We start from the raw sequence: 23,644 nt of genomic DNA on the forward strand, positions 1-23,644 counted from the left end.
TAGCGGACTAGTACCGTGAGGGAAAGGTGAAAAGTACCCCGGGAGGGGAGTGAAATAGTACCTGAAACCGTGCGCTTACAATCCGTCAAAGCTGGTGAACAGTTTACTGTTGCTGGTGATGGCGTGCCTTTTGAAGAATGAGCCTGCGAGTTAGTGGCATGTCGCGAGGTTAACCCGTGTGGGGTAGCCGTAGCGAAAGCGAGTCCGAATAGGGCGTATCCACGTTAGTGGTGTAGTGGCGTGTTCTAGACCCGAAGCGGAGTGATCTACCCATGGCCAGGTTGAAGCGACGGTAAGACGTCGTGGAGGACCGAACCCACTTAGGTTGAAAACTGAGGGGATGAGTTGTGGGTAGGGGTGAAAGGCCAATCAAACTCCGTGATAGCTGGTTCTCCCCGAAATGCATTTAGGTGCAGCGTCACGTGTTTCTCACCGGAGGTAGAGCTACTGGATGGTCTAGGGGGCCTACAAGCTTACCGAAATCAGCCAAACTCCGAATGCCGGTGAGTGAGAGCGTGGCAGTGAGACTGCGGGCGATAAGGTTCGTAGTCGAGAGGGAAACAGCCCAGATCGCCAGCTAAGGTCCCTAAGCGTGTACTAAGTGGAAAAGGATGTGGGGTCGCGAAGACAACCAGGAGGTTGGCTTAGAAGCAGCCACCCTTGAAAGAGTGCGTAATAGCTCACTGGTCAAGTGATCCTGCGCCGACAATGTAGCGGGGCTCAAGTACACCACCGAAGCTGCGGCACTCACACAATAGCCCGCTGAATCCTTGCGAGGGTTCAGCCAGGTGTGTGGGTGGGTAGGGGAGCGTCGTGCAGCCATGGAAGCATCGGAGTGATCCAGGTGTGGAGGCTGCGCGAGTGAGAATGCAGGCATGAGTAGCGAAAGACGAGTGAGAAACTCGTCCGCCGAATGACCAAGGGTTCCTGGGCCAGGTTAATCCGCCCAGGGTGAGTCGGGACCTAAGACGAGGCCGACAGGCGTAGCCGATGGACAACGGGTTGATATTCCCGTACCCGTGTAACCGCGCCCATGGTGAATCAGTGATACTAACCACCCTGAATCCACGTTACCGATCTCTTTCGAGAGTGAGGGGTGTGGTGGATGCGTGGGACCTGATCTGGTAGTAGCCAAGCGATGGGGTGACGCAGGAAGGTAGCTGGGCCAGTCAGTGGTTGTACTGGTGTAAGCCTGTAGGGCGAACGGTAGGCAAATCCGCCGTTCACACAGCCTGAGAGGTGATGCGTAGCCGATTGAGGCGAATTCAGTGATCCTATGCTGCCGAGAAAAGCCTCTAGTGAGTTGTTACACGGCCCGTACCCCAAACCGACACAGGTGGTCAGGTAGAGAATACTAAGGCGATCGAGATAACTATGGTTAAGGAACTCGGCAAAATGCCCCCGTAACTTCGGGAGAAGGGGGGCCCCTGCCGGTGATGGAACTTGCTTCCTGAGCTGGTGTGGGCCGCAGAGACCAGTGAGAAGCGACTGTTTACTAAAAACACAGGTCCGTGCGAAGTCGTAAGACGATGTATACGGACTGACGCCTGCCCGGTGCTGGAAGGTTAAGAGGACCGGTTAGCCAGCAATGGCGAAGCTGAGAATTTAAGCCCCAGTAAACGGCGGTGGTAACTATAACCATCCTAAGGTAGCGAAATTCCTTGTCGGGTAAGTTCCGACCTGCACGAATGGCGTAACGACTTCTCAGCTGTCTCAACCATAGACTCGGCGAAATTGCATTACGAGTAAAGATGCTCGTTACGCGCGGCAGGACGAAAAGACCCCGGGACCTTCACTACAGCTTGGTATTGGTGTTCGGTTCGGTTTGTGTAGGATAGGTGGGAGACTGTGAAGCGGTGACGCCAGTTACTGTGGAGTCGTTGTTGAAATACCACTCTGATCGTATTGGATACCTCAACCTCGGACCATGATCTGGTTCAGGGACAGTGCCTGGTGGGTAGTTTAACTGGGGCGGTTGCCTCCTAAAATGTAACGGAGGCGCCCAAAGGTTCCCTCAGCCTGGTTGGCAATCAGGTGTCGAGTGCAAGTGCACAAGGGAGCTTGACTGTGAGACTGACAAGTCGAGCAGGGACGAAAGTCGGGACTAGTGATCCGGCACCGGCAAGTGGAAGCGGTGTCGCTCAACGGATAAAAGGTACCCCGGGGATAACAGGCTGATCTTCCCCAAGAGTCCATATCGACGGGATGGTTTGGCACCTCGATGTCGGCTCGTCGCATCCTGGGGCTGGAGTAGGTCCCAAGGGTTGGGCTGTTCGCCCATTAAAGCGGCACGCGAGCTGGGTTTAGAACGTCGTGAGACAGTTCGGTCTCTATCCGCCGCGCGCGTAAGAAACTTGAGGAAGGCTGTCCCTAGTACGAGAGGACCGGGACGGACGAACCTCTGGTGTGCCAGTTGTTCCACCAGGAGCACCGCTGGTTGGCTACGTTCGGAAGGGATAACCGCTGAAAGCATCTAAGCGGGAAGCCTGTTCCAAGATGAGGTTTCTCACCCCCTCGAGGGGGTAAGGCCCCCGGCAGACCACCGGGTTGATAGGCCAGAACTGGAAGTACAGCAATGTATGCAGGTGACTGGTACTAATAGGCCGAGGACTTACCACGAAGAAGCTACGCGTCCACTGTGCAATATCTGAAACAACACACGAGTTGTTCAGCAAGCACAATCGAATACAGGTCCACGACGAAACACCACCCCGACAGCACGTGGGGGACGTGTTCTCCGACTGAGACCGCTCGTGACACTGTTTCGCAGAGTTACGGCGGCCATAGCGGAGGGGAAACGCCCGGTCCCATTCCGAACCCGGAAGCTAAGCCCTCCAGCGCCGATGGTACTGCACTCGACAGGGTGTGGGAGAGTAGGACACCGCCGAACACCCGTTGTAAGAAGGGGACCCACTTGGTGGGTCCCCTTTTTGCGTTTTGTATCCAAAATCCGAAAGGACGCCCGTGTCGGAAGACAACAACGATCGTCGCCCCTCTCGAGGGGACGGCGGCAACCGCCCGAGCGAGTCCCGAGATCGCAACCCTCGCGCTCAGGACCGTCGCGCCGACCCGCGTCGTTCGGACGGTCCTCCTCGCAGGCGTGGTGGTGAGGGTGGGTTCTCCGGCGATCGCCGCGGTAACAGCGCATCGTCCGACCGTCGACCCCCGCGGCCCGACGAGCCGGATCTGCCCGACGAGGTCGAAGCCGGCCAGCTCGAACCGGCAGTGCGCCGAGATCTGCTGAGCTTGGACAAGAACAATGCCACTGCTGTGGCCCGTCACCTCGTGATGACCAGCAGGCTGCTCGACGACGACCCGCAGTTGGCGCTGCTGCACGCGCGCGCTGCTCGTCAGCGAGCAGGTCGGATCGCAGTTGTCCGCGAAACCGCGGGTATCGCGGCCTACCACGCCGGCGAATGGGCCGAAGCCCTGTCCGAGCTTCGCGCCGCCCGGCGCATGGCCGGCGGGCCAGGTCTCATTGCCGTGATGGCCGACTGCGAACGCGGACTCGGACGTCCCGAGCGCGCGATCGAACTCGGTCGTAGCGACGAGGCTCGCGAGTTGACCGGCGAGGAAGCGTCGGAACTCCGAATTGTCGTGGCCGGTGCTCGTATGGACCTCAACCAGTTCGACCAGGCTGTCGTCACCCTGCAGACCCCGGACCTCGACGCCTCGCGCTCGGGAACCGCTGCAGCGCGCCTGTTCTACGTCTACGCCGACGCACTGGTGGCGGCAGGTCGCGTCGATGAGGGTGTGAAGTGGTTCCTCAACGCTGCTGCGGCCGATGTCGATGGTGAGACAGACGCGGAGGAGCGAGTCGAGGAGCTGTCCGGAGGCAGTCGGTGACATTACTGCGCGACGCCCACGACGTTCTGCTGCTCGACCTCGACGGCACCGTCTACGCCGGCAAGGAACCCATTCCGGGTGCAGTGGAGGCGCTTTCGGGTGGTTCCGAGAAGCAGTTCTTCGTCACCAACAATGCCAGTCGCGCACCGAGCGATGTCGCCGAACACCTCCGCGAACTCGGTTTCGACACCACAGCAGAATTTGTCGTCACCAGTTCCGAAGCAGCAGCCCGAGTACTCGCGGACAGACTCGATCCTGGCTCACGCGTCCTCGTCGTAGGTACCAACGCCTTGGCGACCGAGATCGCGAAGGTCGGATTGACGCCGGTGCGCTCTGCCGACGACCAGCCGGTTGCGGTGGTTCAGGGACATTCGGTCGATACAGGGTGGCCCATGTTGGCCGAGGCGGTGCTGGCTGTGCGTGCGGGCGCGCTGTGGGTCGCGACCAACGTCGATGCGACTCTTCCGACCGAGCGCGGCCTCGTTCTCGGCAACGGTTCGATGGTGGCAGCAGTGCGCAATGCCACCGACGTCGAGCCCATCGTTGCAGGCAAGCCCGCGGCTCCCATCATGCGTGACGCCGTCGAGCGAAGTAGTGCCAAGTCGGCGCTCGTGGTCGGAGACCGGCTCGATACCGATATAGCAGGCGCGAACGAAGCTGCCCTCCCGTCGCTGTTGGTCCTGACGGGTGTCAGTACCGCTGCAGAGTTGCTTCGTGCTCCGAAGCACCTGCGTCCCACTCACATCGGTAGTGATCTCGGGGTTCTGAACAAGGACGAGTCGGCGTCCGAGGTCGCCGGTAAGGATGGCTGGACGGTCGGCATCGACGACGAGGTCCTGTCCGTGCGGTTCGAGGGTGCTGCCGAGATGGACGCCTTCGAGGGTCTGCTCGCCGTCCTCGATGTTGCGTGGTCGGGTTCGGAATTCTCGGACGTTCGCTTCGACGGGGACGGACTCGCCGATTTGCGCTCGTTGTTGGGTTGCTGACACGGGTTCGTGCAGTCGGCCGCGAGCGGGCGTTCGTCGGACCCATCCGATAGCGTGAGAGGTGATGAGCGCGTCGATTCCACTCCCAGGACAACACCGGCCGAACGCGGCCGGCGAACAGTCGTCCGCAGATCCGGACAGCATCAGGGCCGAGGTGTCGTCGCTGCTCGCGCAGCTCACCATCGGGTCGGAGGCAGGCCTCGACTCGGAGGCCGTCGATTCCGACGCCCTGGCGCGTGATGCGAGTGTGCTGGACCGGGCCCACGAAGTGCTGGTTCGGGCCTTGACGACCGTCGACAAGACTTGACGTGGCCCGTCGCGCACGTGTCGACGCAGAACTGGTCCGTCGTGGATTGGCCAGATCTCGTGAACACGCCTCCGAACTCATCGAAGCAGGCCGGGTGAAGATTGCCGGAACCGTGGCTTCGAAGCCCGCTACCGCCGTCGAGCCGGGCACTCCGCTGTTGGTGGCCGAGGAAGACAACGAAATCAGCTGGGCGTCTCGCGGCGCGCACAAACTGCTCGGTGCCCTCGACGCGTTCGAGCCACTGGGTCTGACCGTCGAGAACGCGCGGTGTCTCGACGCCGGTGCCTCCACGGGAGGTTTCACCGACGTTCTGCTCAGTCGCGGTGTGCGCGAGGTCGTTGCGGTCGACGTGGGTTACGGCCAGCTCGTGTGGCGGCTGCAATCCGACGAACGCGTGCACGTCATCGATCGCACCAATGTGCGTTCGATAGATGCCGACACGATCGGGGGCCCGGTCGACGTCATCGTGGCAGACCTGTCGTTCATCTCTCTGAAACTCGTTCTTCCCGCTTTCGTCGCGTGCTCCACGTCGGGTACGGACATGGTGTTGATGGTCAAGCCTCAATTCGAGGTCGGCAAGGATCGTGTCGGTTCCGGCGGCGTCGTGCGAGACCCGGCGCTGCGGGCGGAGGCCGTCGAGGACGTCGCGAATGCCGCGCTTGCGTCGAACCTGCGAGTCGAGGCGGTCGCCGCAAGCCCACTGCCGGGACCTTCGGGCAACGTCGAGTACTTTTTGTGGCTGAAGGCGGGCGCAGGTGACGGTTCGCCGCGTACCGACGTGGACGTCACCGAGTTGGTCCGTCACGCGATCGAGGAAGGACCACAGTGACTCCGTCCCATGCAGCACCGACACAGGAGTCCGTTCGGGAGATTCTTCTCGTCGCACACCCCGGCCGGCCCGACATCGCCGAGACGGCGCGCCGAGTGGGCAAAGTGTTCGACGAAGCAGGCATCTGCCTGCGGGTTCTCGTCGACGAAGTGGAACCGTCCAAGATCGAGGCATCGGACACCGAGGAACACGACCATGTGTTCGTGGCGGACATGAGGCTCAACGTCGTCGAGTTCGGTCCCGATGCGGCCGCCGGGTGCGAGATGGTTCTGGTTCTCGGCGGTGACGGAACGTTCCTGCGCGCAGCCGAGCTCGCACAGGCGGCCGACATCCCGGTTCTCGGTATCAACCTCGGCCACGTGGGGTTTCTCGCGGAGGCCGAGGCCGACCATCTCGAGGACGCGCTGGCGCGTGTCATGGCCGGCAACTATCGCATCGAACAGCGGATGACGCTGGACATTGCCATCCGAGTGGGCGACCAGGTCGTCGAGCGTGGGTGGGCCTTGAACGAGGCGAGCATCGAGAACGGTTCCAGGCTCGGGGTCCTCGAGGTCGTTCTCGAAGTGGACGGGCGTCCGGTCTCCGCGTTCGGCTGCGACGGAGTGCTCGTGTCGACACCCACGGGGTCGACGGCATATGCGTTCTCTGCAGGCGGGCCGGTGGTGTGGCCGGAACTCGAAGCCATACTGGTCATCCCGAGCAACGCCCATGCCCTCTTCGCGCGTCCGCTCGTCACCAGCCCCGAGTCGATCATCGCCGTCGAGATCGATGCCGGCGGACACGATGGTTTCGTGTTCTGCGACGGCCGCCGCACATTGGGGTTGCCGGCGGGAGCACGCGTCGAGGTCGTGCGGGGAGCATCGCCCATCAAGTGGGTTCGCCTGGATTCGGCACCGTTCGCCGATCGCATGGTCAAGAAATTCGAACTGCCCGTGACCGGGTGGCGGGGGAGAGCGAGGTAGGGATGCTCGAAGAGATTCGGATCGACAGCCTCGGAGTCATCTCCGGTGCGAGCGCACAATTTCACGAGGGGTTGACGGTTCTCACCGGCGAGACCGGTGCGGGCAAGACGATGGTGGTCACCAGCTTGCATCTGCTGTCGGGTGCACGCGCCGATGCAGGTCGGGTGCGGCTCGGTGCCCAAAGGGCCGTGGTCGAGGGTCGATTCAGCACCGACACCGCCTCGGAACAGGTGATCGAGGACGTCGAGAAGGTGCTCGAATCCTCGGGAGGTCAACGCGACGAAGACAATTCGATCATCGCCGTGCGAACGGTCAATTCGGACGGCCGCTCACGTGCACATCTGGGTGGACGAAGCGTCCCCGCATCGGTGCTGTCGAACTTCACCGATTCGCTGCTGACAGTGCACGGCCAGAACGATCAGTTGCGGCTGCTGCGCCCCGATCAGCAACTCGGTGCACTCGACAGATTCGCCGGTGATTCGGTTGCCTCTCTGGTGGCGAAGTATCGCGCCGCCCGTAAGACGTGGCTCGACGCACGCAACGAATTGATCGACCGCACCGAACGCAGCCGTGAATTGGCTCAGGAAGCGGACCGGCTGCAGTTCGGCCTGCAGGAGATCGACTCCCTGGCACCGGAGCCGGGTGAGGATCGCTCCGTGGCCGAGGATGTGCGCAGGCTCGGCGACCTCGATTCGCTGCGGGAAACCGCCGAGGGTGCCGCCGCGGCTCTCGTCGGGAGTACCGAGGAGGCGTCGGACACCACGTCTGCGCTGTATCTGTTGGGTGAGGCTCGTTCTCGCTTGGAGCATGCCGACGACGCTGCTCTGACGGAGCTGTTGCCGCGGCTGAACGACGCGATGGCCATCGTGGGCGACATCGGTGCCGATCTCACTTCGTACCTGACGGATCTGCCGTCCGATCCGGGTGCGCTCGACGCGATCCTGAACCGCCAGGCCGAGCTGAAGTCGTTGACGCGGAAGTACGCCGCCGACGTCGACGGGGTCATCGCCTGGGCGGAGGATGCCCGCGAGCGCCTCTCGCGCATCGACACCTCGGCCGACGCCTTGGCCGAATTGAGTGCCAAGGTCGAGGCTGCTGCGGTCGACGTCGCGGCAGCGGCATCGAAGCTCAGTGCGGCCCGTGCGAAGGCTTCGGTGAAACTCTCGAAGGCGGTCAGCGTCGAGCTGGCCGGGTTGGCGATGGGAAAAGCCAAGCTGCAGATCGATGTTCGAGCTTTGCCTGCCGGACCGTCGGACACCGCCCCGATCGTCGTCGACGGTGCCGAACTGCATGCCGGCAGCAACGGCGTCGACGAGGTCGAGTTTCGCCTGTCCGCACACGACGGTGCCCAGGCTCTGCCGATCAGCAAGAGTGCGTCGGGCGGTGAGCTCTCACGGGTGATGCTGGCCCTCGAAGTGGTGTTGGCGGGCTCGGACAAGGGCGCCACGATGGTGTTCGACGAGGTCGACGCCGGTGTCGGTGGTCGCGCTGCCGTCGAGGTCGGGCGTCGGCTCGGCCGATTGGCTCGCACCCATCAGGTCATCGTGGTCACTCACTTGCCTCAGGTCGCGGCGTTCGCGGATACACATCTGGTGGTCGACAAGACCGATGCGAAGAAGGGTGCGGCGAACAGCGGCGTTCGGACGCTGTCGTCGTCGGAGCGGGTCGTAGAGCTCGCCAGAATGCTCGCAGGTCTGGACGATACGGAGACCGGTCGCGCGCACGCCGAGGAGCTGCTGGCCACTGCAAACGCGGATCGAGCTGCCCTGTAACCTTTGGTGCTGATGTGATCAGTGTGGTAGTTGTTTCGGCGCGCCTCCATCGCCGGGCGTGTCGATCGGGTCATCATGGTCCACATGAAGATGCCGGCTCTGCTGTCACGTAGTCAGGATTCGCTACCTGGAATCACCGGGATCGCGCGAGTCGATCGCAACACGGCCAAGCTGCTCAAGCGGGTCGGGCCGGGCGACATCGTCGTCCTGGACGAGCTGGACCTGGATCGTCTGACCGCAGATGCGCTCGTCGAGGCGGGGGTGCTCGCGGTCGTCAACGCGTCGCCGTCGATCTCCGGGCGTTACCCCAATCTCGGTCCCGAGGTCATCGTGGCCAACGGCATCACCTTGATCGACTCGGCCGGCACCGAGATCTTCAAGAAGATCAAGGACGGCACCAAGATTCGTCTCAACGACGGCGGTGTCTACACCGGCGATCGTCGTCTCGCCAAGGGCGACGAGCAGAGCGAAGCCGAGATCTCCGACAAGATGATCGAGGCCAAGACCGGACTGGTCGATCACCTGGAAGCATTCTCGGGCAACACGATCGAGTTCATCCGCACCGAAAGCCCGCTGTTGATCGACGGTGTCGGCGTGCCGGATATCGACATCGATCTCAAGGGCCGTCACGTCGTGATCGTCGCCGACGGACCAGGTCATGCCGAGGATCTGAAGAACCTCAAGCCGTTCATCAAGGAATACTCGCCCGTCATCATCGGCGTCGGTGCGGGTGCCGACACTGCGATGAAGGCGGGTCATCGGCCCGATCTCATCGTCGGCGACCCCGAGGACATCACCGCTCAGACGCTCAAATGTGGTGCAGAGGTGGTACTTCCGGCCGATTCGGACGGTCACGCGCAAGGACTGGAACGCATTCAAGACCTCGGAATCGGTGCCATGACGTTCCCGGCGAGCGGTGCCGCTGCCGATCTTGCTCTGCTGCTGGCCGATCATCACGGGGCCTCGCTGATCGTGTCGGTCGGTAGCCCGGCCAGCCTCGACGAGTTCTTCGATCGTGGTCGTCGCAATACGAACCCGGCAGCGTTCATGACGCGTCTGAAGGTCGGGGCCAAGCTGGTCGACGCCAAAGCTGTGGCCACTCTGTACCGGAGCCGAGTTTCCGGTGGCGCGATTGCCCTGCTGATTCTCGCGGCCCTCGTTGCCGTCATCGTGGCGTTGGCAGTGTCCAACATCGGTGGTGAATCGTTGGACTGGGCGATCGACCTGTGGAACCGGTTCGCTCTGTGGTTCCAGGGGTTGCTTCCGTGATTTCGCTTCGCCAACATGCCATTTCGCTGGCAGCGGTATTCGTCGCTCTGGCCATCGGCATCGTGCTCGGTTCGGGTCTGCTGTCGAGCGGTCTGGTCTCGGGTCTTCGGGACGACAAGACCGGCCTCGAAAATCAGGTGGACGATCTGCAGGCGACCAACAACCAGCTCGGTGAGCAGCTGAACTCTGCCGACGGGTTCGACGCCGCAGTATCGGGCCGGGTTCTGCGAGACACCTTGGTGGATCGTTCCGTGGTGGTCATCACCACCCCTGACGCAGATCCCGGTGACGTCGGCGGAGTCACCCGCTCGATCGGAGCGTCGGGAGCCACCGTCACCGGCCGAGTGTCGCTGACCGACGCGTTCGTCTCGGCGGCGAACGGCGACGACCTGCGCACCCGACTGACCAACGTCATTCCCGCCGGCGTGCAGTTGCGCACCGGCGCGGTGGATCAGGGAAGCCTGGCGGGTGACCTGCTGGGCTCGGTGCTGCTGCTCAACGCGCAGACCGCGCAACCCCAGTCCACCCCGGAGGAGCTTTCGCTCGCTCTGGAAACGCTGCGCAGCGGCGGGTTCATCGCCTACGACAACGGTGCAGTCGCGCCCGCCCAGCTGGCGGTCGTCGTCACCGGTTCCGGTTCCTCGAACGTCGAGGACGGCAATCGCGGGGCCATCGTCGCTCGCTTTGCCGGTGCTCTCGATTCGCGCGGTGCAGGTGCGGTGCTGGCCGGCCGGTCCGGCGCCGCCGAAGGCAACGAATCCATTGCCGTCGTACGCGCTGATTCGGCTCTGTCGTCCTCACTGAGTACGGTCGACAACGTAGACCGTGAAGCCGGACGGATCACCACCGTTCTCGCCTTGGCGGAGCAGCTGGACGGTGCATCGGGTCGGTACGGCACCGGAGCGAACGCGAATGCCGTCACCGTCGGAGCGCCGGCGAGCTGATCGGTGCCCGCAACGAGCGTGTCGTTGGCGGTGAGGTACGTACTGGTGTTACCGTGAAGTCCCGTGGGTAGCAGGCCCAATTTTCATGCTGTACCTCTCTTATCAGCCCCCTGGTAGGAGCAAGCCCTGCAGATTCGTCACGGGAGCCTCATTGTCACGCCTTCAGTCGCGTTCCGACACCAAGCACATCTTCGTCAGCGGGGGCGTCGCGTCTTCGCTCGGAAAAGGTCTGACGGCGTCGAGCCTCGGCCAGCTGCTGACCGCACGCGGACTCCGCGTGACCATGCAGAAGCTCGATCCCTACCTCAATGTCGATCCCGGCACGATGAACCCGTTCCAGCACGGTGAGGTCTTCGTCACCGAGGACGGCTCCGAGACCGACCTCGACGTCGGACACTACGAGCGCTTCCTCGACCGGGATCTGTCGGGGTTCGCCAATGTCACCACCGGCCAGGTCTATTCGACGGTCATCGCCAAGGAGCGTCGCGGCGAGTACCTGGGCGACACCGTTCAGGTCATCCCGCACATCACCGACGAGATCAAGCGTCGAATTCTGGCCATGAACGGGCCGGACCTGCAGGGCCATCAGCCCGACGTCGTGATCACCGAAATCGGTGGCACCGTCGGCGATATCGAGTCGCAGCCGTTTCTCGAAGCAGCGCGCCAGGTTCGCCACGACGTCGGCCGCAACAACGTCTTCTTCCTGCACGTGTCGTTGGTTCCGTTCCTGGCGCCGTCCGGTGAGCTCAAGACCAAGCCCACCCAGCACTCCGTGGCTGCCCTGCGCAGTATCGGCATCCAGCCCGACGCATTGATCCTGCGCTGCGATCGTGACGTGCCGCCGGGACTCAAGAACAAGATCGCGCTCATGTGCGACGTCGATGTCGACGGCTGCATCTCCACGCCCGACGCGCCGTCGATCTACGACATTCCGAAGGTGTTGCACAAGGAAGGCCTCGACGCCTACGTCGTCCGTCAGCTCGGTCTGCCGTTCCGAGATGTCGACTGGACCATCTGGGGCGGATTGCTCGAGCGGGTCCACCAGCCACGCGAAACTGTGCGTGTCGGCCTCGTCGGCAAGTACGTGGACTTGCCCGACGCCTACCTCTCGGTCACCGAGGCGCTGCGTGCCGGCGGATTCGCTCATCGCGCGAAGGTCGAGATCAAGTGGGTCCCGTCCGACGAGTGCTCGACGCCTGCGGGGGCTCAGGCTGCGCTCGGTGACGTCGATGCGGTGCTCATTCCCGGCGGTTTCGGCATCCGCGGTATCGAGGGCAAGCTCGGGGCCATCGAGTTCGCCCGCACGCGCAAGATTCCGCTGTTGGGTCTGTGCCTCGGATTGCAGTGTGTGGTCATCGAGGCGGCTCGTTCGGTCGGTCTGACCGACGCCAATTCCGCCGAGTTCGATCCGGACACCAAGGATCCGGTGATTTCGACGATGGCCGATCAGGAAGATGCCGTCGCCGGTGACGCCGATCTCGGCGGCACGATGCGCCTGGGTGCCTACCCGGCGACACTGCAGAAGGGTTCGGTTGTTGCCGCGTCGTACGGCACCGAAAGCGTCTCGGAGCGTCATCGCCACCGCTACGAGGTCAACAACGACTACCGGGATCGAATTGCCAAGAGCGGCTTGGTGTTCAGCGGTACTTCTCCGGATGGCCATCTGGTCGAGTTCGTAGAGCTGCCTGCCTCGGTGCACCCGTTCTTCGTCGCCACCCAGGCGCATCCGGAGCTCAAGAGCCGGCCGACCCGTCCGCACCCGTTGTTCGCATCGTTGATCAATGCGGCTCTGAAGTACAAGGCTGCGGAGCGCCTGCCGGTCGACGTTCACGGTGACACCGTGGCGGCGGAGGAGTCGGACGCCGCCGCCGAGACCGTCGGATGAGCGAGCCCCGACACGAGTTCACCACCCTCGACTCGACGGCTGCGTACTCCGGTGCCATTCTGGCGCTTCGGCTCGATCAGGTATCGATGCCGAACGGGCGCAAGGCCGAGCGTGAGGTGGTCGAGCATCACGGCGCAGTCGGCATTCTTGCCGTCGACGATCAGGACCGCGTGGCGATGATCGAGCAGTACCGGCACCCCATCGGGCGTCGTCTCTGGGAGCTGCCCGCGGGCCTGCTCGACGAGCCGGGGGAGGAGCCGGTGCTGGCGGCGCAGCGTGAACTGGCCGAGGAGACCGGTCTTGCGGCCGGGAAGTGGTCGGTGTTGGTGGACGTGTTGGCCTCGCCCGGATTCACCGACGAAGCGGTACGCATTTTCCTCGCCGAGGATCTGAGTGAGGTCGATCGCCCGGAGGCACACGACGAGGAGGCAGACATCGAGCTGTTCTTCGTGCCGATGGACGAGGCCGTCCGTCGTGCATTGGCCGGGGAGATCGTCAACGCCTCCGCCGTGTCGGGAGTGCTCGCGTTGGCGGCAGCTCGTGCCACCGGCACCGAGTTGCGTTCGGCCGACGCCCCGTGGGCGGATCGACCCACGGCATTCGAGTCTCGGAAGAGTTCACGAAAGTAGCCACCGTGATCGGCGATCAGATTGCGACGTATCTCGATCATCTGGTGGTCGAGCGCGGGTCGGCACCGAACACGGTGTCGTCGTACCGTCGCGATCTGGTGCGGTACGAGCGGTTTCTGAGTGGGTACGGAATTTCCGATCTGGCCAAGGTGACCGAGAACGACATCACCGAGTTCGTGCTGTACCTCCGGCGCGGCGACGACGAATTCCCGGCTCTCGCAGCCAGTTCGGCGGCCCGGACGCTGATCGCCGTGCGTGGTCTGCATCGCTTCGCTCTGGCCGAGGGCATGGTGGAGCGCAACGTCGCGAGCGAAGTGAAGCCGCCGCAGCCGGCCAAACGACTACCGAAGTCGCTGCCCGTCGACCAGGTCGTGGCGCTACTGGAATCGGCGTCCATCGCCGGTCCCGACGCGCCGCGTGGTTTGCGAGATCGGGCACTGCTCGAACTGCTGTACTCCACCGGCGCGCGCATCTCCGAGGCCGTCGGTCTGGATGTGGACGACATCGACACCGAGGCTCGCTCGGTGCTCCTGCGCGGTAAGGGCGGGAAACACCGAGTCGTCCCGGTGGGGCGGCCGGCCATCGAGGCGGTCGACGCGTACCTGGTGCGCGGGCGGCCAGGGCTCGTCGCCCGCTCGAATCCGGCGCTGTTTCTCAATGTGCGGGGCGGTCGACTGTCGCGGCAGAGCGCCTGGCAAGTGCTGCAGGACTCCGCGCAGCGGGCCGGAATCACGGCCGGGGTTTCGCCGCACGTGCTCCGGCACTCGTTTGCGACGCACCTGCTCGACGGCGGTGCCGACGTCCGTGTCGTGCAGGAATTGCTCGGCCATGCGTCCGTGACGACGACGCAGATCTACACTCTCGTCACCGTCACCACACTGCGCGAAGTGTGGGCGGGAGCGCATCCGCGGGCGCGGTAGCACGAGGTCGAGCGCTGGTTGTCAGCGTGTCCGGTGACAGCGTCGGTGCCTCAAGCGGTAGCGTTTGCGTGAACTACTCGAAGACGAACGGGACAGGGGAGCGCTGGAACGTGTCGACACCGCAGCCGCCAGCGGCGGAGTCAGCCTCGGATCGTGCGCATCTCGAAGGCGCGCTGTTCCATACGCGTCAACCGGAGTCCAGTCGCGAGTCGCGCGACATCATTCCCGCTCCCAACGAACTCGGGCCCACCGGTCGAAAGACGCGGTCGGTTCCGGATCCCCAACCGCTGGCCAGTCATGGCCCGGCCAAGATCATCGCGATGTGCAATCAGAAGGGTGGCGTCGGCAAGACGACGTCGACCATCAATCTCGGTGCATCGCTGGCCGGCTACGGTCGTCGCGTGCTGCTGGTGGACCTCGACCCGCAGGGCGCACTGTCCGCGGGCTTGGGCGTCGCGCATCACGAACTCGATCTGACGGTCTACAACCTTCTCGTGGAGGCGAAGGTCTCTGCCGACGACATCATCATGCGGACTCGCGTCGAGAATCTCGATCTGATGCCCAGCAACATCGACCTCTCGGCCGCCGAAATTCAGCTGGTGACCGAGGTGGGCCGCGAGCAGACGCTCGGGCGGGTGCTGCATCCGATTCTGGATCGCTACGACTACGTGCTCATCGACTGCCAGCCGTCGCTCGGTCTGCTGACTGTCAATGCGCTCACATGCGCCGACGAAGTACTGATTCCGATGGAGTGCGAGTACTTCAGCCTCCGCGGCCTGGCACTGCTCAACGACACCGTCGAGAAGGTGCGCGATCGGCTGAACCCTCGGCTGAAGTTGGCCGGCATCGTGGTGACGATGTTCGACGCCCGAACGCTGCACTCTCGCGAGGTGATGACACGGGTGGTCGAGGTGTTCGGGGACGTGGTCTACGACACGGTGATCACTCGTACGGTCCGGTTCCCGGAAACCAGTGTGGCCGGTGAACCCATCACCACATGGGCTCCGAAATCCGGCGGCGCGCAGGCGTACCGCGCTCTGGCGCGCGAGGTGATCTACCGGTCGGGTCCGTGACCGTCGACGCTGCCGACGAGGCCCCGATCGAGGTTCCCGCCGACGCGGATCCGTCGAAATTTCGGGTTCGGTTGCTCAACTTCGAGGGTCCGTTCGACCTGCTGCTGTCCTTGATCAGTCAGCACCGCATGGATGTCACCGAAGTCGCGCTGCACACCGTCACCGACGATTTCATCTCGTTCACCAAGTCTCTCGGTGCCGATGTGGGACTGGATCAGACGACGGAGTTCTTGGTCGTCGCCGCCACGCTCCTCGACCTCAAGGCAGCTCGTCTGCTGCCCTCGGGTGACGTCGAGGATGCCGAGGATCTGGCGCTGCTCGAAGTACGAGACCTCCTGTTCGCGCGGTTGCTGCAGTACCGCGCCTACAAGCAGGTGGCCCTGCTGTTCGGTGAGCTGGAAGCTGCTGCGCTGCGGCGGTATCCGCGATCGGTGTCGGTGGAGGACAGGTACGCCGATCTGATCCCGGAGGTGTTGCTCGGCGTCGACCCCGCCAGGTTCGCAGACATCGCCGCTGCCGCCTTTCGGCCCAAGCCGATTCCGCAGGTGGGGCTCGATCACATCCATCAGCACGCCGTCTCGATTCCCGAGCAGGCCGAGTGGCTGTTGGAGAATTTGCAGGGCCGCGGCCTGAACGAATGGGCGTCGTTCTCGGAGCTGGTGCAGGACTGCGAGGTGCAGGTCGAAATAATCGCGCGATTCCTGGCGTTGCTGGAGCTGTTCCGCCAACAGGTGATCGCGTTCGAACAACCGGAGCCGCTGGGCGATCTCCGAGTGAGCTGGACCGGCAAGGACGAAGGACCCATCGTGGTCACGGAAGAGGACTACGCATGAGTGCCGACCCCGAACTCGAGCTCGAGGACGTCGACGATTCCGAGGAGTTGGACGACGCCACCCTCGCGTCGGCGCTCGAAGCTGTGTTGCTGATCGTGGACACCCCCGCGTCGGACGAGCAGCTCGCGTCCGCCGTGGGTGCATCGATCGCTCGCGTACGCGCCTCCTTGAACGAGATGGCCGCAGCACTGACCGAGCGAAGCAGCGGAATCGATCTTCGCTACGCCGGTGACGGGTGGCGTTTCTACACCCGAACCGCGTACGCGCCCTATGTCGAACGGCTGCTTCTGGACGGTGCTCGGTCCAAGCTCACACGCGCAGCATTGGAAACCCTGGCCGTGATCGCCTATCGTCAACCGTTGACCCGCGCACGAGTCAGCGCCGTACGTGGAGTCAATGTCGATGGAGTGATGCGTACGTTGCTCGCCCGTGGACTGATCTCCGAAGCGGGAACGGACCCGGAGACGAACGGAACGATGTACTGCACCACCGAGCTGTTCCTCGAACGCCTCGGACTCGCATCGCTCGGTGATCTACCCGAACTGGCACCGCTGTTGCCTGGAGTGGACCTGATCGACGAGATCAGTGACAGCATGGACACCGACCCGAGAATGACCCGCTCCACCAAGAACCGCGGATCGAAACCCGATCCGGCAGCCGAGCTCGACTCGGACGACTGATAGGTAAGACAAGTGAACAAGCCCGCTCGCCGTGATGGCACACCGGACCGCAACAAGAGACAAGACCCACGCAGGAAGCCGACCGCAGGTAGGTCGGACACTCCGCGTGACGCACGCCGCGGAGATCGCACCCGCGACGCAGCGCCCCGTGACGGAGCCCCCCGCGCTGGTGCACCTCGAACCGGAGGACCCCGCGCAGGCGCTCCCCGAACCGGAGCACCCCGAACCGGAGGCCGACCGGATCCCCGCAGAGGCGTCGAGCAGGACGAGTTCGATTTCAAGCCTGCCGACACGGGCATCAACGACCGCAGCAACGACGCGGTGCCCCGCAAGAAGCCGTCGCGTCCCAAGCCGCCGAAGCCGCAGAAGAAGCAGGTTCCGACGACCACGATCAGCAACGCCAAGCCGGCGAAGCACCAGCACACCGATTCCTCGCCCCGCAAGCACGTGCCTGCCGGTGAAGGTGTTCGTCTGCAGAAGGTGCTCGCGCAGGCCGGTGTCGCATCGCGTCGTGCCGCCGAAGAACTGATCGCCGACGGCCGCGTCGAGGTCGACGGACGCATCGTCACCGAACAGGGCATCCGTATCGACCCGAACATCGCCGTGGTCCGCGTCGACGGCACCCGCGTCGTCGTGAAGGAAGAGCTGGTTCATCTCGCGATGAACAAGCCGCGTGGATGGCAGTGCACCATGTCCGACGACCTCGGACGCCCGTGCGTCGGCGACATCGTCTCCGAGCGCGTCCAGGCGGGGCAGCGACTGTTCCACGTCGGCCGCCTCGATGCGGACACCGAGGGGCTGTTGCTCTTCACCAACGACGGTGACCTTGCTCACCGCCTGATGCATCCGTCGTTCGAGGTCTCCAAGACCTATTTGGCAACGCTGTTCGGCACCATTCCCCGCACACTCGGCAAGCAGCTGCGTGAGGGCGTCACTCTCGACGACGGCCCGGTGAAGGTCGACGGCTTCCAGCTGCTCGACATCTCGGACGGCAAGTCGCTCGTCAAGGTGACCCTGCACGAGGGCCGCAAGCACATCGTGCGTCGGTTGTTCGACAAGGTCGGATTCCCCGTCGGCCGCCTCGTGCGTACCGATGTCGGCAACATCGTGCTCGGCGATCAGCGTCCAGGAACACTGCGTGTCCTCGGCCGCGGCGAGATCGGCAAGCTCTACGAATCCGTAGGCCTGTGATGAGTGCGCTCGTCGTAGCGATGGACGGGCCGTCGGGCACCGGTAAGTCGTCGGTATCGCGTCGGCTCGCGTCGGCACTCGAAGCAAGCTACCTCGACACCGGTGCGATGTACCGCGTCGCAACGGTATGGGTGCTGCGGTCGGGTGTCGAACCCACCGATGCAGACGGAGTAGCCAAAGCTGTTGCAGCACTGCCCCTCGAGATCGGGAAGGACCCGCTGTCCGAGACCGTGTTGCTCGACGGTGAGGACGTCAGCGGCGAAATCCGCGGCGATGCCGTCACCAAGGCCGTCTCGGCGGTCTCTGCGGTGCCTGCGGTGCGTGAGCTGTTGGTGCAGCTGCAGCGCGACCTCGCGAGCTCGTCGACGCGAATCGTGGTGGAGGGCCGGGACATCGGCACCGTCGTACTTCCTGACGCCGACGTGAAGGTGTTCCTCACGGCGTCCCCGGAAGCGCGGGCGAAGCGTCGCAACAAGCAGAACGTCGAGCAGGGTCGCGGCGACGACTACGAATCCGTGCTCGCGGATGTGCAACGCCGTGACCATGCAGATTCGACAAGAGCAGTGTCACCGCTTCGTCCCGCCGAGGATTCGGTGATCGTCGATACCAGCGAGCTGGATCTCGACGGTGTGATGGAGCGCTTGCTGCTCGTGGTCAATGACAGAACTGGAGCAGTGCAGTGAGTGAAGAATTCTTCTCCGGCGCAGCGGAAACCGCGGGCGATGGAACATGGAGCGACGAGGGCGAGTGGGAGTACGTCGACCTCAACGAAGGCGAAGACGGCGAAGATGCCGTGGCCGTACCGACTCTCGCCGTGGTGGGGCGTCCGAACGTCGGCAAGTCGACGCTCGTCAACCGCATCATCGGACGACGTGAGGCCGTGGTCGAGGACGTCCCCGGCGTCACCCGTGACCGAGTGTCGTACGAGGCGAACTGGAGTGGCCGACGCTTCCTGGTGCAGGACACCGGCGGTTGGGAGCCCGACGCCAAGGGTCTGCAGCAATCCGTTGCGCGCCAGGCCGAATTGGCGATGAACACTGCCGACGCGATCCTGTTGGTCGTCGACGCTCGTGTCGGTTCGACAACGACGGACGAGGCAGTGGCACGAGTACTGCGCCGGTCGAAGACTCCGGTTCTGTTGGTGGCCAACAAGGTCGACGATGGTCGCACCGAGTCCGAGGTTGCCGCACTGTGGTCGCTCGGCCTGGGGGAGCCGCTGTCGGTTTCGGCCACCCACGGCCGCGGCACTGGCGATTTGCTCGACCGCGTGCTCGAGGCACTGCCCGAGACGCCGCGTGAAGGTATCCCCGGTGGGGGACCCAGGCGTGTGGCTTTGGTCGGCAAGCCGAACGTCGGCAAGTCCTCGCTGATCAACAAGCTGTCGGGTGACGAGCGCTCGGTGGTGCACGATGTCGCCGGCACCACCGTCGACCCGGTCGACTCGTTGGTCGAATTGGGCGGTAAGACATGGCGATTCGTCGATACCGCAGGCTTGCGCAAGCGCGTCAGCCATGCCAGTGGTGCCGAGTTCTATGCGTCGCTGCGCACCAAGTCCGCCATCGAGGCCGCCGAGGTCGCGATTCTGCTTCTCGATGCCTCACAGGTGATCTCGGAGCAGGATCTGCGGGTGCTCAGCATGGTCTCCGACGCCGGCCGCGCACTGGTCTTGGCGTTCAACAAGTGGGATCTGGTGGACGACGATCGTCGTCAACAGCTCGAGAAGGAGATCGATCGCGATCTCGCTCGGGTGCCGTGGGCGCAGCGAGTGAACATTTCGGCGCAGACGGGCCGCGCCGTCCAGAAGCTGGTTCCCGCTCTGGAGACGGCTCTGGAGTCGTGGGACAAGCGTGTGCCCACCGGACGCCTCAACACGTGGCTCAAGGAAGTCGTGGCGGCCACTCCGCCGCCGATGCGTGGCGGACGTCTGCCGCGCATCATGTTCGCGACGCAGGCCAGCACGAGGCCGCCGACGTTCGTGCTGTTCACCACGGGGTTCCTGGAGGCTGGTTACCGGCGCTTCATCGAGCGGCGTCTGCGTGAGGAGTTCAACTTCGACGGCAGCCCCGTGCGCGTCTCGGTGCGTATCCGCGAGAAGCGGGAACGGCCGGGCAAGGGCAACAACCGCTGACGTTTCCCGGCCTTGCCCCTGAGCAGGCGATTTCCTCTCAGGGGTAGGGCTGGGGTAATCTCAGCAAGCGCCTTTCGAGGCGCGGCGGGCTGTGGCGCAGTTTGGTAGCGCACTTGACTGGGGGTCAAGGGGTCGCAGGTTCAATTCCTGTCAGCCCGACAGATAGTTGCAGGTCAAAGGCGGTTTCGGAGAAATCCGGGGCCGCCTTTTTCGGCTGGGTGCCGCGGGAGTGTCACTACTCGTTTGTTACCCAATTTTCGGTGTCCACAGACGTCCGCCTCGACCGCCCTGACTGAGCCGAGGTTTCTGACGGTTCAACGCGTGAATTTCGAGTCCAGGATCAAACTCTTGTGGGAACCATTCGAGCCCTGACGGCGGTCAGTCACGCGCGTTCGCACCGATCGAACTCGACCCTTTGCCGGGCGATTCAGTCGACCTAGCCATGGCCGATACCAACCATGTAAATTGCATTCTTCGCATTGTCGAACGAAAAACACCAGTTCAGCACAGTTTTTCTCTACAGACATGTCGGTGACCTGCGCTAGCTGTCGACATGGACTTCCGATCAAGCCGAGCACCTGCGGTAACCACCATCGTCGGTACTACCGAGGTCGGCAGGTCAGTGGCTGTCGAGCCGGAGGTCCCGCCCGCTGTCGCGAAGCGGATCGCGGCCGCCGTGCAGTCCTCCCGGTCGGAGGGAACGCGCAGGACGTATGCGGCCGCGTGGAGACGCTTCCAACTGGTGTGAGGCGAATGATCACGTGACGCTTCCGGCGCACCCGATCACCGTCGCCGCCTTCTCGTCGATGCCGCCGACACCCGAACCGAAACGGGAGAGCGGGCCTACGCGGTTGCCACTTTCGGCACCTGGATTGAGGCGATCAATCACCAGCACCGCACCACCGGCCATCTGTCCCCGACCGCACGAACTGGTCACCGGAACCTCTTCCGGGATCCTCTGCGAGTACGCCGCAGCCGGGGAACCGACACCGTACCCCTCGGGATCCGCTTCTGGTCGACGACATCAAGTTGCTCGTTTGGACCGGCGGGAGCGGTGCCAAGGCTGGGCCGACGAAGTTCTGGAGCGTCGGGACTCGACGATCCTGCTCATCGGGTTTGCTGGTGCCTATCGCCGCAGCGAGCTCGCCGATCCACGGCACCTTAGCCTCGCGGTGCGGAGCTGTCATTTGTACCGACCAGTACCGACAGAATGGGTGTCATTTCGAATCCAGCTGTCCGGGGATGAGCGCGACAGGAACAACGAGGTGCGGATGACCATCCGCAAGAATGCGCTGTGCGTTTTCACATCATGGCGTCGCCTGTAACGGCGCGGCGAGGATGGCGTGCAACTGCCGACGGCGAACCCCATCGTTGCTTCCCTCGAAGACGCGGAGCGCCAGCGCATCCTGCAACAGGCCGGCGAAGGGCAGATCGTGGCTGTATCCGCTGACTTCGACGACGGGCAGGGTCGATTCATGCGGACGGGTTCGTGCGCGCGTGAGGTGTCTCAGAACAGTCGGTGCAGTGTATGCGGCGCCGACCGATCTGGGTGCGCGTTCAGCTCGACGCCGCATCGGGTCACGATCGGGCGGTGCGGACGTTGGGCATCGGCGGAATCACCGAGGTCCAGGCGCGTCGGCTGAAGGAGATCTGCAAAGCGGTCGTGGCCACAGGGCAGCTCTGCGACGACCTCTTCGCCTCTGACCATCCGAGACTTTTCGGATTACGATTTCGAGCGAAAGCTGTTTTCCACTATCGTGTTTCGCAGAACTCCCAGTCGATCGACCTCGACTTCCACCTCGTCGCCCGGATGCAGGAGCCATGGTGGCGTACGCGAGTAACCGACACCCGACGGCGTCCCGGTTGCCAACAGATCGCCGGGCCGCACGGTGAAGGTACGGGAGATGTACGCAAGGGTGTCACCGACCGTGTAGACCATGTCGTCGGTCCGTGCGTCTTGAACCGTATGTCCGTTCACGCGGGTGCTGATCCGCAATCCGTCGCGCAGGTCGCCGACTTCGGCGGCGGGCACCAAGGGGCCGACGGGGCCGGAGCGGTCGGCGTTCTTGCCGAGGATCCATTGCGATGTGACTTTCTGGGCGAGACGGGCGGTGATGTCGTTAAAAGTGGAGTATCCGACCACCGCGGCGAGGGCATCGTCCGGCGTTGCGTCCACGAGTTCGGTTCCTACCCAGGCCATCACCTCGCCTTCCCAGTCGAGGCCGTCCTCCTCGGAGGGCACCGGAATGGAGTCGCCGTCCACGGTCAGCGAGGTAGACCACCGTGCGAACAAGGTCGGAACCTGGGGGAGCGGCTCCGACCGATAGCTGCCTTCGGCGACGTGCTTCAGATAGTTGAGGCCGATGCAGATCACGCGCGCGCCCGGAAGGACCGGCGGAACGTACCGGACCTCGTGGGCGCTCAGCACCTCCGTGCCCCCGCGCGCGATGTGCCCGGACGGGTCCGACCAGAATTCGGCGAGGCTCGCGACTACGGTCACCTTTCCGTCGTCGGAGAGATCGGCCACCTCGACGAGATTCGTTCCGTGCCGTTCGATTCCTACCAAACGCATGGGAGGGACTCCTTCGATTCGATGTGGCGAAAATGGTAAATCTAAACCTTGTAAACCTTCGCATGTTTATGCTTCCATGGTGACTATGCCTGCACCCGAGCCCCGTCTGCAAGGGGCAATTTCACGCCGACCGGCAGCACCGATTACGCCTCGCACGCGCGCGGAGGAGCTTGCTGCTGTGCTCGACGATCGAATCAGGACGGCAGGAATGGCCGCGGGGGAGTCGGTCGGCACTCTCGAATCCTTGCGGGCCGAAACGGGATTCGCGTACTCGACGGTCAGCGAAGCGGTGCGATTGCTCCGTGACCGAGGCATCCTCGAGATTCGACCGGGCCGGGGCGGCGGATTGTTCGTGGCCGAATCCGGTCCGATAGTCCGCCTGCGCCGTACGTTGCTCAGTGTGTCGGACGACCCCGCTACCGTGGCCGATGCAATCGAGCTGCGCGATCACCTCGAACTGCTCATCGACGTCACGGCCGCACGGCACTGCGGACCGCGCGACGCCGCCGACCTGAGATTCGCGCTGAGCGCGATGGAATCGGCGACCTCCTGGGACGATTTTGTGCATGCGAATTGGGCGTTGCACGAGCGGATTGCCGCCATCTGCCCCAACGACATGGCTCGGGCCGTGTACGTCGGAACACTCGGTCATCTCAACTCGGCGTCGTCGCGCATCGACGCAGCCGACGCCGAGCTCTATCGCCGTGAGCGCTACCGCATCCATGCCGATCTCGTCGACGCCATCGTCGGGGGTGACGTCCCCGCCGTGCGGGAGATCGTTTCTCGGCACAACACCACCACTGCATGAAGGACCCGTC

At 63.7% G+C, this 23,644-nt stretch carries 20 protein-coding genes, 1 tRNA gene and 2 rRNA genes (1 of these 23 running past the window's edge); 21 read left to right on the forward strand and 2 right to left on the reverse strand.

Translation table 11 applies throughout. The annotated features are described in order from the left end of the window. The 20 genes from BH93_RS12840 to BH93_RS12935 form a co-directional block, all read left to right on the forward strand. Positions 1–2,619: ribosomal RNA gene (locus BH93_RS12840) — 23S ribosomal RNA — on the forward strand; it begins 535 nt to the left of the window's first position. Between the two features lie 154 nt (positions 2,620–2,773). Beyond that, positions 2,774–2,890: ribosomal RNA gene (rrf, locus tag BH93_RS12845) — 5S ribosomal RNA — on the forward strand. 74 nt (positions 2,891–2,964) lie between these two features. After that, positions 2,965–3,846 (forward strand): tetratricopeptide repeat protein, encoded by an 882-nt coding sequence (locus tag BH93_RS12850; protein WP_080737267.1) that lies wholly within the window; start codon positions 2,965–2,967, stop codon positions 3,844–3,846. Then, entirely contained in the window at positions 3,843–4,832 is a 990-nt protein-coding gene (locus BH93_RS12855) for an HAD-IIA family hydrolase (protein WP_037173618.1), read from the forward strand. Before BH93_RS12850 ends, BH93_RS12855 begins: the two co-directional genes overlap by 4 nt. 64 nt (positions 4,833–4,896) lie before the next feature. Beyond that, positions 4,897–5,139 carry a hypothetical protein gene (locus BH93_RS12860; RefSeq protein ID WP_027497221.1) on the forward strand — a complete coding sequence of 81 codons (243 nt, stop codon included), beginning with the start codon at positions 4,897–4,899 and terminating at the stop codon, positions 5,137–5,139. Between the two features lies 1 nt (position 5,140). Then, on the forward strand, positions 5,141–5,968 hold the full coding sequence (locus BH93_RS12865) for a TlyA family RNA methyltransferase (protein ID WP_032372367.1): 828 nt from the start codon (positions 5,141–5,143) through the stop codon (positions 5,966–5,968). Next, positions 5,965–6,930, forward strand: coding sequence for an NAD kinase (locus BH93_RS12870; RefSeq protein WP_032366112.1), 966 nt, complete (start codon positions 5,965–5,967; stop codon positions 6,928–6,930). The genes BH93_RS12865 and BH93_RS12870 overlap by 4 nt, the downstream gene beginning before the upstream one ends. Before the next feature lie 2 nt (positions 6,931–6,932). Beyond that, complete coding sequence (gene recN, locus BH93_RS12875) at positions 6,933–8,702, forward strand: DNA repair protein RecN (protein ID WP_037174198.1); 1,770 nt, start codon at positions 6,933–6,935, stop codon at positions 8,700–8,702. A gap of 84 nt (positions 8,703–8,786) precedes the next feature. Further along, entirely contained in the window at positions 8,787–9,971 is a 1,185-nt protein-coding gene (gene steA, locus BH93_RS12880) for a putative cytokinetic ring protein SteA (RefSeq protein ID WP_037173619.1), read from the forward strand. Continuing rightward, the gene (locus BH93_RS12885; RefSeq protein ID WP_037174201.1) at positions 9,968–10,915 is read left to right on the forward strand and encodes a copper transporter; all 948 of its coding nucleotides are present in this window, start codon (positions 9,968–9,970) and stop codon (positions 10,913–10,915) included. Before steA ends, BH93_RS12885 begins: the two co-directional genes overlap by 4 nt. A 151-nt stretch (positions 10,916–11,066) precedes the next feature. Next, positions 11,067–12,800 carry a CTP synthase gene (locus tag BH93_RS12890; protein WP_037173621.1) on the forward strand — a complete coding sequence of 578 codons (1,734 nt, stop codon included), beginning with the start codon at positions 11,067–11,069 and terminating at the stop codon, positions 12,798–12,800. Next, positions 12,797–13,429, forward strand: a complete 633-nt coding sequence (locus BH93_RS12895; RefSeq protein ID WP_037173622.1) for an NUDIX domain-containing protein — start codon at positions 12,797–12,799, stop codon at positions 13,427–13,429. Before BH93_RS12890 ends, BH93_RS12895 begins: the two co-directional genes overlap by 4 nt. A 5-nt stretch (positions 13,430–13,434) precedes the next feature. Further along, positions 13,435–14,349 (forward strand): site-specific tyrosine recombinase XerD, encoded by a 915-nt coding sequence (gene xerD, locus BH93_RS12900; RefSeq protein ID WP_027497213.1) that lies wholly within the window; start codon positions 13,435–13,437, stop codon positions 14,347–14,349. A 110-nt stretch (positions 14,350–14,459) separates the two neighbouring features. Next, positions 14,460–15,422 carry a ParA family protein gene (locus BH93_RS12905; protein ID WP_242640164.1) on the forward strand — a complete coding sequence of 321 codons (963 nt, stop codon included), beginning with the start codon at positions 14,460–14,462 and terminating at the stop codon, positions 15,420–15,422. After that, on the forward strand, positions 15,419–16,255 hold the full coding sequence (locus tag BH93_RS12910; protein ID WP_032378001.1) for a segregation and condensation protein A: 837 nt from the start codon (positions 15,419–15,421) through the stop codon (positions 16,253–16,255). Before BH93_RS12905 ends, BH93_RS12910 begins: the two co-directional genes overlap by 4 nt. Beyond that, positions 16,252–16,935: an SMC-Scp complex subunit ScpB gene (scpB, locus tag BH93_RS12915; RefSeq protein ID WP_037173623.1), complete on the forward strand. Its 684-nt coding sequence runs from the start codon at positions 16,252–16,254 to the stop codon at positions 16,933–16,935. The genes BH93_RS12910 and scpB overlap by 4 nt, the downstream gene beginning before the upstream one ends. Positions 16,936–16,947: 12 nt before the next feature. Beyond that, positions 16,948–18,126 carry a pseudouridine synthase gene (locus tag BH93_RS12920; protein ID WP_080739024.1) on the forward strand — a complete coding sequence of 393 codons (1,179 nt, stop codon included), beginning with the start codon at positions 16,948–16,950 and terminating at the stop codon, positions 18,124–18,126. Beyond that, a complete protein-coding gene (gene cmk, locus BH93_RS12925) occupies positions 18,126–18,809 on the forward strand; it encodes a (d)CMP kinase (protein WP_037173624.1) in 684 nt (227 codons plus the stop codon). Before BH93_RS12920 ends, cmk begins: the two co-directional genes overlap by 1 nt. Further along, entirely contained in the window at positions 18,806–20,254 is a 1,449-nt protein-coding gene (gene der, locus BH93_RS12930) for a ribosome biogenesis GTPase Der (protein WP_032377998.1), read from the forward strand. The genes cmk and der overlap by 4 nt, the downstream gene beginning before the upstream one ends. An 85-nt stretch (positions 20,255–20,339) precedes the next feature. Next, positions 20,340–20,413, forward strand: a tRNA-Pro gene (locus BH93_RS12935). A gap of 598 nt (positions 20,414–21,011) precedes the next feature. Here BH93_RS12935 and BH93_RS12940 read toward each other — a convergent pair. Together BH93_RS12940 and BH93_RS12945 are read right to left on the reverse strand one after the other, a co-directional pair. Beyond that, a complete protein-coding gene (locus tag BH93_RS12940) occupies positions 21,012–21,191 on the reverse strand; it encodes a hypothetical protein (RefSeq protein ID WP_155290936.1) in 180 nt (59 codons plus the stop codon). A gap of 786 nt (positions 21,192–21,977) precedes the next feature. Then, positions 21,978–22,826 carry a fumarylacetoacetate hydrolase family protein gene (locus BH93_RS12945; RefSeq protein ID WP_037173626.1) on the reverse strand — a complete coding sequence of 283 codons (849 nt, stop codon included), beginning with the start codon at positions 22,824–22,826 and terminating at the stop codon, positions 21,978–21,980. Positions 22,827–23,004: 178 nt separating this feature from the next. On the opposite strand from BH93_RS12945, the gene BH93_RS12950 reads away from it, so the two are divergent. Next, positions 23,005–23,634, forward strand: a complete 630-nt coding sequence (locus tag BH93_RS12950) for a FadR/GntR family transcriptional regulator (protein WP_242459194.1) — start codon at positions 23,005–23,007, stop codon at positions 23,632–23,634. Positions 23,635–23,644 lie beyond the last annotated feature (10 nt).

It is taken from the genome of Rhodococcoides fascians A25f (assembly GCF_000760935.2).
GTDB lineage: Bacteria > Actinomycetota > Actinomycetes > Mycobacteriales > Mycobacteriaceae > Rhodococcoides.

Coding starts and splice junctions, on each gene's coding strand:
- steA (WP_037173619.1), top strand. CDS start 8,787: ATGAAGATGCCGGCTCTGCTGTCACGTAGTCAGGATTCGCTACCTGGA.
- scpB (WP_037173623.1), top strand. CDS start 16,252: ATGAGTGCCGACCCCGAACTCGAGCTCGAGGACGTCGACGATTCCGAG.
- BH93_RS12895 (WP_037173622.1), top strand. CDS start 12,797: ATGAGCGAGCCCCGACACGAGTTCACCACCCTCGACTCGACGGCTGCG.
- BH93_RS12945 (WP_037173626.1), bottom strand. CDS start 22,826: ATGCGTTTGGTAGGAATCGAACGGCACGGAACGAATCTCGTCGAGGTG.
- recN (WP_037174198.1), top strand. CDS start 6,933: ATGCTCGAAGAGATTCGGATCGACAGCCTCGGAGTCATCTCCGGTGCG.
- BH93_RS12860 (WP_027497221.1), top strand. CDS start 4,897: ATGAGCGCGTCGATTCCACTCCCAGGACAACACCGGCCGAACGCGGCC.
- cmk (WP_037173624.1), top strand. CDS start 18,126: ATGAGTGCGCTCGTCGTAGCGATGGACGGGCCGTCGGGCACCGGTAAG.